The sequence below is a fragment of the Pseudoalteromonas sp. GutCa3 genome, from assembly GCF_002836155.1.
GTDB classification, from domain to species: Bacteria; Pseudomonadota; Gammaproteobacteria; order Enterobacterales; family Alteromonadaceae; genus Pseudoalteromonas; species Pseudoalteromonas arctica.
On the sequence record NZ_PJBK01000071.1, the window covers coordinates 15922 to 28425 of the forward strand.

Annotated in this window: 7 protein-coding genes; 2 read left to right on the plus strand and 5 right to left on the minus strand. The window is 38.2% G+C overall.

The annotated features are described in order from the left end of the window. Positions 1–103 precede the first annotated feature (103 nt). Positions 104–925 (plus strand): AraC family transcriptional regulator, encoded by an 822-nt coding sequence (locus CXF64_RS12200; protein WP_101217143.1) that lies wholly within the window; start codon positions 104–106, stop codon positions 923–925. Between the two features lie 4 nt (positions 926–929). On the opposite strand, the gene CXF64_RS12205 is transcribed toward CXF64_RS12200, so the two are convergent. The 3 genes from CXF64_RS12205 to CXF64_RS12215 all read right to left on the minus strand — a co-directional run bounded on the left by CXF64_RS12205 (position 930) and on the right by CXF64_RS12215 (position 6250). Beyond that, complete coding sequence (locus tag CXF64_RS12205) at positions 930–2222, minus strand: alpha/beta hydrolase (RefSeq protein ID WP_101217144.1); 1293 nt, start codon at positions 2220–2222, stop codon at positions 930–932. Between the two features lie 207 nt (positions 2223–2429). Beyond that, positions 2430–3788, minus strand: coding sequence for a serine hydrolase domain-containing protein (locus CXF64_RS12210; protein ID WP_101217145.1), 1359 nt, complete (start codon positions 3786–3788; stop codon positions 2430–2432). Between the two features lie 281 nt (positions 3789–4069). Further along, on the minus strand, positions 4070–6250 hold the full coding sequence (locus CXF64_RS12215) for a GAF domain-containing hybrid sensor histidine kinase/response regulator (protein ID WP_101217146.1): 2181 nt from the start codon (positions 6248–6250) through the stop codon (positions 4070–4072). 488 nt (positions 6251–6738) lie between these two features. Here CXF64_RS12215 and CXF64_RS12220 point away from each other — a divergent pair, with 488 nt between their 5' ends. Beyond that, the gene (locus CXF64_RS12220) at positions 6739–7416 is read left to right on the plus strand and encodes a glutathione S-transferase family protein (protein WP_007581448.1); all 678 of its coding nucleotides are present in this window, start codon (positions 6739–6741) and stop codon (positions 7414–7416) included. Positions 7417–7469: 53 nt separating this feature from the next. Here the strand turns inward: CXF64_RS12220 and CXF64_RS12225 are convergent, their stop codons facing one another. Together CXF64_RS12225 and CXF64_RS12230 are read right to left on the minus strand one after the other, a co-directional pair. After that, the gene (locus tag CXF64_RS12225; RefSeq protein ID WP_101217149.1) at positions 7470–9209 is read right to left on the minus strand and encodes a SulP family inorganic anion transporter; all 1740 of its coding nucleotides are present in this window, start codon (positions 9207–9209) and stop codon (positions 7470–7472) included. 156 nt (positions 9210–9365) lie between these two features. After that, complete coding sequence (locus tag CXF64_RS12230) at positions 9366–12305, minus strand: TonB-dependent receptor (protein ID WP_101217147.1); 2940 nt, start codon at positions 12303–12305, stop codon at positions 9366–9368. Positions 12306–12504 lie beyond the last annotated feature (199 nt).

Here is a 12504-nt window from a genome sequence, read left to right on the forward strand (position 1 = left end):
ATTAGTATGTTTGTTTAAAACTCAACTGTACTTTATCGTTATTGTTTGGTTAATATGCGTCTATTAGTCTGTATTTTCATACCAATAATCCAATGAGGCGTTTATGGATGTACTTTCGAGTGTATTGAGTCACTTTTCGCTTAATGCCAATGTGTTTTTTAGTGGGAACATGTGCGGTACGAGTGACTTTAGTGACGATCAAGGTGTTGGGCATTTACATTTATTGCGATCAGGTACTCTAAAAGTGCGCAGTAACAGTGGCTTTGAAATTGTTTTATCAACGCCTTCGGTTATATTTTTTCCTCATTCTACAGGGCACTGTTTATTTTCGGATAAGGGTGACGGTGCTGATTTAGTGTGTGCACAAATTAGCTATCAAAGTGGAGGGCATAGCCCTTTATTGCAGGCGCTGCCTTTTTGCTTAAATTACGAATTAACGGGTGATGGATTATTAGAGCAGAGCGCTTTTTGGATTTTTGATGAGGCATTTAAAGACGCCAGTGGTAAGGATTTAATTATAGATCGCTTATGCGATGTATTTTTAATTAGTGTGCTGCGTAAGGTATTGAAAGAGGGCACAATTAAAAGCGGGATGATGGCAGGGCTTGCGCATCCTCAGTTGGCTAAGGTATTAATAAAAATACATCAAACCCCAGAGCAAAGCTGGTCGCTTAGCGCTATGGCTGAGGAATGCGGCATGTCACGCTCTAAATTTGCCGATACGTTTAAGCGAGTAATTGAGCAAACACCGGCTGATTATTTAGCTGATTGGCGCTTATCGGTTGCTAAAAAGCTTATTTTAAAAAATCAAAATATGGATTTAGTGGCTAATCAGGTTGGGTACGAAAATGGCTCTGCACTTGCCCGTGTATTTAGAAAAAAAACAGGACAAGCGCCAAAAGAGTGGTTATTGAGCCAGCAGTAAACGTTTAATTTTGTAAGTTAGCTGCATCCGTTGTAATTAGGTAGTTTGAATCGAGTGACCAAAAATTATTTTCGAGTTTTTGTAGAGGTCGTTTTTTAGAGCCTGGCGATGCTTTATGTAATATCAAATTAATAAGATCAGAACTTACTGCAGGATCACTATGAAAGTAGTCATGGCCTATTAGGCTGCCAGATTTAGGTACTTTAATTAGGCTTACGTTACCTACAGAAGTGAATATGTCTTGCTCGTTTATGTTTACATCTTTGGTGTTTAACCGACCAAAGCTCAAGCTGTTTGTTAGCCACTGTGAAATACCCAATGCGCTATCTTCTTGAGAGGTGTAAATGGTAATTTGTCCAAATGCAGGCCCAAATTGCTCTGCCATTAGCCTTTGTTTAATAATACCAAAATCGAGATCAGGGGCTGCTAAAATTAAGTTTTCAATACGCAGGTCTTCGCGGGGATTTCCGCCACTGGCTCTGTTCTCAATTATAAGCTCTCTAAGTGTTGTGGTTACTACATCGGTGCCACGGCTATGCGCAATAATATGAATGTTTTCTATTTCAGGATTTTTGAAAAGCAGTCGCAAAGTTTCTTTTAAATGAAAAATAGTGAATTGACCAGACTCTTTATCTTCAAAATAGCCGGTTAATCCTGTGGCGGCGGCAGGCCAAGAGTAAACAATAGGTACGCCTTGTCGGTTCAAAAAATGCCATATACCGGCAAGGGTAAATACTGATTCGTTAAAGGTATTATTAAAGCCATGCACAAACAAAATAACGTCTTTGTTATTACTGTTTTTTAAACGCTGATTAATGTTTTTGTTTAACTGGGTTTCGTGAAAATTTTTGCGTTCTAAAATATCTTCGTCAATTTGGAGTTTGTTTTTTACGCGTCTAAATTTATAAGGCGATAAAGGGAAGCGACCTAATTCATCGGCTTTTTCCATTACGTAAGTTAAATTAGCGGAGCGATTTTTAAGATTACTTTGCTTTAATAGTTCACTCCACTGCAACGACCTATCGCCAAAATTTACTTTTGCTACACCGTACGCAATTGATGGCGAGCGACTTGCGTTATACATAACCCCCTCTTTTTCAGAAATTGCTCGGTCAGTAACATAGAGCAATTCCATACTTGTTGTATGTAGGTTTTTAGGTACTTGGGCTTCTGAATAAGGCGTATTTACATATAAATTGGGTGTAGGCATTAAAGCTGGGTTTGAAGTACAGGCAGATAGCAAAATAATGAGCAAAGGGGCGAAAATATAGGATTTACCTAGAGGGTGAAAAAGCATGCTTATTCCTTATTTTCGGTTTATAAATTATTTTAAAGAGGTTAAGTATAAAATTAGCATATAAAAAGTAACATATTTATTACCTTTTACACATCACATACTAATTTTATAATGTATTGTTGCGTTAACGAGGATTTAAAATAAAAATACCCGAGCTTATAAGTAGAGAAAGCTGCGGGCATTGTTTTTTTTGGGGGGGTTATAAAACTAAATCTTAATCGCCTCAGTTGGCGTTGTTGATAATCCACTAAAATACTTCATTACCAATTGACCTTGGTTGTTTTTTTCTATTACTAAGTAATTGTTTGAATTAGGGTAGTAAAAGCTATTTTTAGACATGGTAATAAGTTTTGTTTTATCGCCACCAGTGCGCTTTGAATACAAAACGTCATTTTCAAAAATTAGGCTGCGTAAGGTATTTTCATCAATACGATAATCACCCAATACGGGCGCTAATTGCTGCTCTGTTACATCTACTTTTTTAAACTCGGGGAGTGTAATACCTAGAGTTCTGGCTGTGAGCTTTTCGTTGATAAAAATAGGATTTATGTGGTTTGAATTAGCCAGTACTGCAACATATAGCTTTTGTTCTGGAATATAGCGTGCATGTGCTAAAAAGCCATTTATTCCGCCAGTGTGTTTAATTACGGTGTATTCATTCAAGGGCTTAATAATTAATCCGTAACCATAGGATGAAACGCTGCCGTCGTTTAGTTTAAAAGGGCTGACCATCTTCTCATAACTTGCTTTACTAATAAGCTTGCCAGACGATAACGCACTAAACCAAATGTTTAAGTCAGTTGGAGTAGATATAAGCGCACCTGCGGCATATGGCCAATCCATATTAATGTAGCTGGTGTTGATAAATCCTTGCTCTGTTTGCTCATACCCAGATGCGCGATGGGCAACAATTTCTTGCCCTTCATAACTACTCTGGTTCATTTTTAGCTTTTTAAATATGTGTTGTTCAATAAAGTCTTTGTAAGACTGGCCACTTGCTACTTCAATTATTTTACCAAGCAGTGAATAGCCGGTATTTGAATAAGCCATCGCTTCGCCGGGTTTAAACACCATTGGGTGTTTGGCAAAACGCGCTAACGTATCGTCAACGCTGGTGGGGACTTGTATTTCTTTATCAAAGAGATCGTCGTCATCTGTGTAGTTGGCGATGCCTGAGGTGTGGGTTAATAAGTTTTCGATTGTGACGAGGTTGCCCTCTGTTGGAAAGCTTGCAACATACTTATGAATATCATCGGTAACCGCTAGCTTACCTTGCTCTTGCAGCATCATAATTGCAGCTGCAGTAAATTGTTTTGAAATAGAACCTAAACGTAAAACGCTTTGCTCATTAAGTGCAATGTTATGTTCAAGGTTGGCAAGCCCGCGCGCTCCTTTAAAAAGGACTTTGTCATTTTTACTTATAATTACCGATACCCCAGGCTCGTTTTCAGCAAGGTTCTCGTTAAGAATTTCCTGATATTGCGAGGCTGTCGGGTTTGCTTTTACAAGGCAGGGTGTTAATAGCGAGAGGGCTAACAAACAGCTAGCGTAAAATGGCTTAATCATATTCATCCTTTTTAGTTTTTATACCAAACCTGTAGATAGGCTTAGCGATCCCTGTGCTTCATTTAAGCGGTTATTTACTTTAATTTATAAGTATTATTTTTAGTTTATAGCCAGTTAATATTGCACAGCTAAAAAGTAAACTCAACGCTTCGCTTTAGTTACCCATATACATTCAAATTTTTTGTTAAATCAATAAACGCGCATAACCTTGGTGGCATATGCCGCTTAGTTAAATAGTTTAAGTAATTAGGCACTCCTCCCATTTTATATATATTAAGTAGCTACGATGATTTCAGCCGCTTGGATAAAAACAAGGTTGTTACATCAGCTACTTTAATAAGTGACAGTTTATCTGCATGGCTCCATGAAATTTTTGAGCCAACACTTTCACAACAAATAACACCTAGTGGCTTGTTATCAATAAAGTAGATGTAATCAAGCAAGGAGTAAATGTTTGATGGTTCAAAATAAACTTTGGTGAAGTTTTTAGTGATTTCGTGGTTTCTCGCATCTGATGCGTCTAATACTTTATGATCTAAAATATAGTCAAAGTATGCAGGAAAGTCTTCAGCTTTTAAAACTGCATTACTTACTATTTCATTTTTTTCATCAAGGCAAATTAAGCTATTAATGGCAGTATAGTCGTGATTAAACAACCAGAGACTGACTCTGTCGGCATTTGGAATTAACTTTTTTAGCTCATTGCATATCTGTTTTAGCTTACGTTCACTCGTAATGTTTGGGTTACTAACTTTAACTGCTAAATTTTTGAGATTTGAGTTTTTTGGATTATAGACATTGAGCAAGCTATTTAAATGCTCTTTATTAAATGGCTTCGTTAAATAGCCATCCATACCAATATCTAAATAGTGTTCAATATCTTGTTTCATGGTGTTGGCTGTCATGGCAATAATTGGCGTTGTTTTACCTGTTTGTTGCGCTCTAATTATTTTAGTGGCTTGCACTCCATCCATCACTGGCATTTGAATGTCCATAAAAATCAAATCAACATGGTTGGCAAAAAAGTAATCAACGCATTCTTTGCCATTTTCGGTAAATATTACTTTCGCATTATGGGCTTGTAGCATTTTACTTACGACAACTTGATTTACTTTATTGTCTTCGGCAACCAAAATAGTACACCCTTGTAAATCGGTTATTTCTTTATTTGGTTTTAATAATTCATCGAGTTCTGATGTTTCAAAGCTTTGTTGGTAAGTAAATACAGAACCTTTATCTTCTTTACTCGTGAAGTTGATTTTGCCATTCATTAAATCACTTAGCTTGGTGCAAATGGAGAGGCCAAGGCCCGTGCCCCCGTACTTTCTAGATGTAGATGAATCAGCCTGATGAAACTCTTTAAATAAATTTTGCTGTGCAGCTTTACTAATACCAATACCTGTATCGATTATTTCAAATACAATATTTTGCGTGTTTAAGGAGTTCTCTTTTACAGTGACTTTAAACTCTACCTGGCCTTGTTGTGTAAATTTAATCGCATTTGAGCATAAGTTATTTAAAATTTGTGAAATTCTGACAGGATCGCCTTTTAAGGTTGTAGCGATATTTTTATCTATAGATGGAATAAATTTTATTCCTTTATCTGTGGCTTGTTTCATTAGTGGATTAATTACATTGTTAATGACTTCGCTCAGGTTAAAGTTAATATTCTCAATATTTAATTTACCCGCTTCAATTTTTGAAAAGTCTAAAATGTCATTTACAATATTTGAGAGTATATTCGCGGAGCTTAAAATACTTTTTAAGGCGTTATCTTTTTCTATATTTGAAGTCTCTGCCAGTCCAAACTCAGCTAAATTTAAAATGCCATGCAGCGGAGTTCTTAGCTCGTGCGACATATTTGCTAAAAATCGACCTTTTAGAGTGTTAGCTGTATCAGCTTCTTTTTTTAGTTCTTCAAGATTTTTATTATGTATTTGTTGTTGTTTTAATGCAGTGGCCAGCTTTCTGTTGTTTAACCTGAGCTCAAGTTGTGCGATAACTTCTTTGCCAAGTATTTTCAGTGCGTTAATTTGTGTTTGAGTTAGCTTTTTTGGCTGGTCGCTGATAACACATAATGTACCAATTGTGCTGCCACTAGGTGTAACTAGCGGTGTGCCCGCATAAAACCGAATGTTTGGATCGCTGGTTACTAGAGGGTTATCATAAAAACGTTCATCAAGTAGAGCGTTTTGTATTTCAAATACTTGGTCTTGCAGTATTGTATGAGAGCAAAATGCGATATCTCTTTCGGTGGAGTCTACATCGATACCATATTTTGATTTAAACCACTGCCTTTGTGGATCAACTAAGCTTATAAGTGATATGGGGGCTTCACAAATATCAGAAGCAAGTTGAGTTAAATCATCAAATACTTTTTCGGCTTCAGTATCTAATATTTCATACTCATACAGGGCTTTTAATCTAGATTCTTCGTCTACTGGTATTTGTGCTTTTATCATAGTATTGCTCAATATTTATATAGATTCACTATAAGAGTAATTTAGTGATAATGACAACTTTAACATGTAAATCAGGCTAATAAATAGATTCTGTATTTTGTTACTCTCTTATTATTTTTTTGAAGTGTTTTTTATAAAACCAGCGAAAGTAAAAAGGATCTTTCCATACTGAACACTCTCAGTAATTAACATCGGAATTAATAGGGATTAAACCAGTCTATAGTTTTACATCATCTGTAAATTTTGAAACTCAGCAGCTCTGCTGGTGGGCAAATTCTGCAACCTTGTGAATTATAAATTTCTAAAAGCATGTGATGGCTCGAAAAGGCTGATATTTTCCTTGGCATAAGTGATATTCACTAATGAAGTATCACGAAATGCTTACAATTAAATCACGTTTTAACTGTATATTTTACTTAGTTAAAACTTAATTTGAACACCCGCTCAAGTTGTGCTTTAATCATGTCTCAATTATTGAGGAACTTTACATGATTAAATTTTATTTTCACCATACTCCTAACCCAATGAAGGTTGCACTCTTTTTAGAAGAAACAGGCTTACCGTTTGAACTTGTTCCTCTTGATACTTTAAAAGGTGAGCAACATACACCTGAATTTAAAGCAATTAATCCAAACGCTAAGGCGCCAGCAATTGTTGATGGTGAAACTCGTGTGTTCGATTCGAATGCTATTTTAATGTACCTTTCTGAAAAATATGGAAAGCTAGAAGGCAAGGGCGATGACCGCGCTGAAATGCTGTCATGGTTAATGTTTATCGCATCTGGTTTAGGTCCGTATTCAGGGCAAAGTGTACACTTTAGACACATGGCGCCAGAAGGGCTTGATTACGCGGTTAATCGCTATTTACGTGAAGCGCAGCGCCATTACGAAGTACTTGATACTCACCTTGAAGGTCGTGACTTTATTGTGGGTGATACGTATACCATTGCTGATGTATCTGCATGGGGCTGGATTGATAAAGCACCGGTTGTATTAGGTGAAGAGGGCTTAGCACCGTATCCAAATCTTAAGCGTTGGTTTGAAAGCATTGATAGCCGCCCAGCGGTTGCACGTGCACGCGTAATTGGTACTGATGTAGCCTTTAAAAAAGAGTTTGATGAAGACGCTAAAAAAGCGTTTTTCCCTTCAAATTACCCTAAAGTATAAAAAGTACTTAATACTAAACAGCAGATCAGCTAGCTGATCTGCTGTTTAGTATTTCATGGCTGTGTTAGCACCTCTTTATTTTCATCTGCCACGAATAAATTAACTTCCTCTGTGTGCTGGCTTACGCTATTTCTTTTTAGGGCGATATATAGGTCTGAGTGAATATATATACCTTCTTTTCCCGACTTCATTCCTGCAATTTCAAACCACGAAAGTAGTTGGCGTTTTCTACCTGCAAGTTCAAGCCTTATATCGCGCTTTTTAAATATAACATCTAGATCGGCAAGCATTGCCATTACGCTTAAATCTAAGTGAGTAAAGCAGGGCACAGCGTCAATTATTACACAGTGGGTGTCGTCTTTTTGCCTTGCGTATTGCTCAAGTAATCTGCGTTTAAAGTAGCTGGCATTAAAGTAAGTTAAAGGTGAATTAAAGCGATAGATAAACACGCCTTGCACTGCTTTTGCTTTATCTGTGGCGTCTAAACTTCTTACTACACCGTTAACATCTACGCCGAGTATATTGTCGGTTGGGCGCATTACAGTGCGAATAAACTGAAATAACCCCAGTAATACAGCAAGTGTGATCCCTGGTATAACGCCAATAAATAACACCGCAAGTAAGGTGGCTGAGGCGAGATAAAATGCCTGTTTGTCTTTTCGTTTTAGTTGCCAAACAGCTTTTAAATCGAGTAAATGAACAGAGGCAATAATAAGTACAACACCTAGCGCTGCGCTTGGAATAAATTCAAGTGGCGCAGTTAAAAATACGGCTATGACCGCAATAATGGCCGCTGCTATTATTGATACTAACTGCGTTTTACCACCCGTTGCATCGTTAACAGCGGTGCGTGAGTCGGCGCCACTGACTGCAAAACCTTGCGAAAGAGCTGACGCTATATTGGCAATACCTAGCGCTCTAAATTCTTTATCGGCGTCTATGTCGTAGCCATTTTTAGCGGCAAAGCTGCGCGCAGTTAGCATCATACTAACAAAACTCACGATGGCTAAGTTAAGTGCGGGTACCACTAGCTCACGAATAATCCCTAAATCAAAAACAGGGGTATTAAAAACGGGAAGCCCGCCAGTTACGGTGCCAATAGTTTTTATATCAAGTTGTTTTAATTCAAAAATCCATACCAAAAGCGCACCAAAAGCAATGGCAAACATAGATGCAGGCCACGTGGGTCTTATGCGCTTCATGACAAAGTAAACCGCCAGTGTAAACAAAGCCATTAGTAAGGTGGGAACATGTGTTTGCGCTAGGTATGTGGGTACACCTCCTAGGCGTTCAAGTAGGTAACGTTCGTCAAAGGTAAAACCGAATACTTTGGAAAATTGACCAACAATAATAGTGATAGCTACGCCGTTTAGTAATCCCATTAAAATAGGTTTAGATAAAAAGTCGGCTAATACACCTAACTTAAATTTACTGGCTATAAAGCACCAAAAGCCGGTCATAGCGGTCATGGTGACAACAAGTTGCCAATGCTTAAAGCTGTCACCTGCAGCAAGAGGTGTTACTACTGCTGCAATAACGGCGCAGGTTGCGGCATCAGGGCCGACTATTAATTGTTTAGAAGTGCCAAAAAGAGCATATAGCATCATTGGCAGTATGCAAGAATATAACCCTACGGCGGCGTTAACACCGGTTAGTTGTGCGTAAGCAATAGCAACAGGTAAAGCTACGGCAGCTACCGATAGCGCCGCTCTTACATCATCAGCAAACCATTGTCGCTCGTAGTGCAGCAATGTATCTAAACCCGGCATAAAATTATATAAACGCGACAGCACTTCAACTTTTCCTGTTAATAGTAGTAACGCTTTGATAGTAAATTTAATGTTCAAATAAGTATAGCTAGGTGGGTGTGTTTTTTACGTAATATAAAGCTACTTTTTTATAGACGTAAAAAAGCCTGCATAAAAGCAGGCTTTAGTTTTTAGGGAAAATTAAAATTTAGCGCGAATACCAAAGCTGTAACGGCGATCCGCTTCAGTGTACTTCCAAGCACCACCTAGTTCAGATAGGTAGATTGAAGGCTCACCCGTTAAGTTGGTCGCATTACCTACTAAGGTCACGTTTTCGTTAATATCCCAGCTTGCAGAGAAATCTAACTGGCCTCTGTCGTCACGGTAGTTATTACCGTAAACAGTGCCTTCTGCTGAAATGCTGCCGTCTGAGTTAATATTTTCTACGCGTTTCTCGTTTTCTGTATCTAAGAAACTGTCACGGTAGTTATAAGCGATACGAGTAGAGAACCCTTCGTATTCCCAAAATACTTGTAAGTTGTACGTATTTTTAGAAATATCTAATAATGGGTTGCCGTTTGGTTGTTCGCTGTCTGCATACGTGTAGTTTGCATTAACACCTAAGCCAGAAAATGCACCCGGTAAGCTTGTGAAGAACTGTTGGTAACCAACTTCAAAACCTTGTACTGAGCCGTTTTCACCGTTTACATTTTTAACTGTATCAATACCCGTTAGTCCTGCGTCACGCAAGCCTGCAACATGGTTAAAGCCATCTATATCTACAGGGTAGTCAGTCGCATCTGAGTAAACTAGGTTGTCTTGAGATACACCTGCAACGTCAAGCTGACATACTTGGTTCCACTGAGTTACGTTTTGACCTGTTGAAGTGCTTGATGCAGCTACACAGCTACTTTCGTTACTTAAGAAAGACTCAACATCTTTATAAAATACTGCGAAAGATAGTACGTTACCTTCATCAAAGTAATGCTCTACAGATAAGTCGTATTGCGTTGCACGGTATGGTTCTAAATCAATAGAGCCTTGCGTTGCACCTGTAATGTCATTATTAACGTCAAATGCAGGGCTTAGCTCACTAAAGTCAGCGCGGCGCATAACTTTTGCAGCAGCAAAGCGGAATAATGTTTCGTCTGAGTAGTTATACGTAACGTTTAAGCTTGGTAAAAAGTCGCTGTAGTCATTGTCGCCAGTTACTTTTTCGCCATTAAGAAATACGCTTGATTCTAAATCTGTAGTTACATAACGACCACCCACAATCGCAGTGATGTTATCAAAGTCTAAGTACGCTGATATGTACACAGCAGCTGTATCTTCAACTACGTTGCGGTATGCGCTTTCTTGGAACTCTTGGTTATCTGAAAGACTCCCTGTTGATGCTAGGTTAGTACCTGCAAGTAACTGCTGAAGTTGAGCGTAAGTATTTGCAGGGTTAGATAAACCGTTGTAGCTTAAAAACGTTAGTAGGTCATTTTGTCCCGAATGACCTAATTGGTCAAAAGAGTTGTCGTGGCTAACTGTTGTGAAGCTATTTGAAAAAGCAGCGTTGTAGTCATCAACCCATAAAGTAGCTAATGAACCATCAGAGTCGTTAAATGCATTTTTGTAAATGTCTTTAATTTCTACTTTGTATTGCTCATATTCGTAATCGCGGTTAGTAACACGTACACCTGCTTTTACTTTAGACACCCAGCTTAAGCTGCTGAGTGGCTCAAACATTTCAACATCAAAACGAATAGCTGTTTCGTCATTGTCTGTTCTTCTATCTTCACTTTTAAACGTACGTAGTGCTAAGTTTTGTGGGTCAGTAAATGCATTTGGATCTGAATGAATGATGCTTGGTAATTTATTACCGTCTTGAGAAAATGCACCATCATATAAATGATTTGTTAGCTGAGTTCCGCCACTTGCTTCAAATGTTGATTTTTCGATTGGGCGAAGTGTAAATTCAGAATCAGGTCTTACGCTTTCTGATGATGCTACTGCAATTTCACCAGAGATTTTTATACTGTCAGTAAGGTTCCACTCTGCACCAAGTGCATTTGAAAACGAGTCAGTTTCACGAAAGTCACTGTATGTTTTAGGGATACCAAATTCGTTTGTTAGCGTGTAATTATTTACGCCGTTAGCATCTTGAGTTGTATTTGCATCTGTTGATAACGAACCCGCAACACCTAATATAGAGTTACCACTTTGCTCACCAGAGCGTTTAGTGCCACTTAAATCAAGATACACCATGCCATTACCAGATTGCGGTGCCCACTGAAGTGATAAATTTACAGCAGTACGTTTACGTTGTTCTACATATTGTTCAACACTGTGCTCGTCTCGTACGATAGCGTTGCCACTTGGTGTATTACCTTCTTGGCCATTAATATCAATGTCTTGAGGTTTAACACGGCTAGACGTTTCATCTTGACGAATTTCACGATCTTGATACGAAAACATAGCAATGGCACCAAAGGTACCCATTTCGTCAAAGTCCCAGTTGTTACCAAGTGAACCACTAAAAATAGGTGCTACTTTTTCTGTTTTATCTGCATATTCACCATCTAATGAAACTGCACCATTTAGTTTATCTAACTCTAATGGGCGAACTGTTTTTAAGCTAACTGTTCCGCCTAATGCACCTTCAATCATATCGGCAGTAGGAGACTTAACGACTTCTACTGTTTTTAAGAAACTTGATGGGTAATCTTGTAAGCTAATACCGTCACGAGAGTCACCAATAGTAGAGCGACCGTTTAATTCAACACGGTTTTGAGGTAAGCCACGAATCGAAACACTGTCACCCACACCAAAATCGGTATTAATAGATACACCAGTAATACGTTGCAGTGCTTCTGCAATATTATTATCAGGTAACTTACCAATGTCTTCAGCAACAATCGCATCTACAATACGTCCGTCAGTACGCTTAAGCATAGCGGCGGCTTTCATACTACCTAGCATGCCTTTTACTTCAATAACTTCAATATCTGCAGCTGCCGTTTCTGAAGCTGCCGGAGCCTCTTGCGCTGCAATATTTGAAGAAGCCATTAGTAAAAGGGCTGCTGCACTGATTGTTGTAGAGCTACTTCTTTTATGTTTATTAATTAATGTTGAAGTAATTTGATTGAGTTTCATGTATCTCTCCCGTTTGGGTACGACTTACGTCATTGTGTGTGTTGTTACTTGGTTTGGTTAACCAATTTAACTGCTATTTCCCTGTAGCGTGTCATACAGGTGGTGTGGTTGAAATTAGTCCAATTCAGCTTTTATTACAACCTTTGTTTACCAAAAATTCACAAGGTGTATTACAAAGTGTTCTTTTATTTTGCTTATA

What these genes read in the sequence shown, in the direction of transcription:
- CXF64_RS12230 (WP_101217147.1), bottom strand. Translation starts at nt 12,305, where the DNA reads ATGAAACTCAATCAAATTACTTCAACATTAATTAATAAACATAAAAGA.
- CXF64_RS12205 (WP_101217144.1), bottom strand. Translation starts at nt 2,222, where the DNA reads ATGCTTTTTCACCCTCTAGGTAAATCCTATATTTTCGCCCCTTTGCTC.
- CXF64_RS12200 (WP_101217143.1), top strand. Translation starts at nt 104, where the DNA reads ATGGATGTACTTTCGAGTGTATTGAGTCACTTTTCGCTTAATGCCAAT.
- CXF64_RS12215 (WP_101217146.1), bottom strand. Translation starts at nt 6,250, where the DNA reads ATGATAAAAGCACAAATACCAGTAGACGAAGAATCTAGATTAAAAGCC.
- CXF64_RS12210 (WP_101217145.1), bottom strand. Translation starts at nt 3,788, where the DNA reads ATGATTAAGCCATTTTACGCTAGCTGTTTGTTAGCCCTCTCGCTATTA.
- CXF64_RS12220 (WP_007581448.1), top strand. Translation starts at nt 6,739, where the DNA reads ATGATTAAATTTTATTTTCACCATACTCCTAACCCAATGAAGGTTGCA.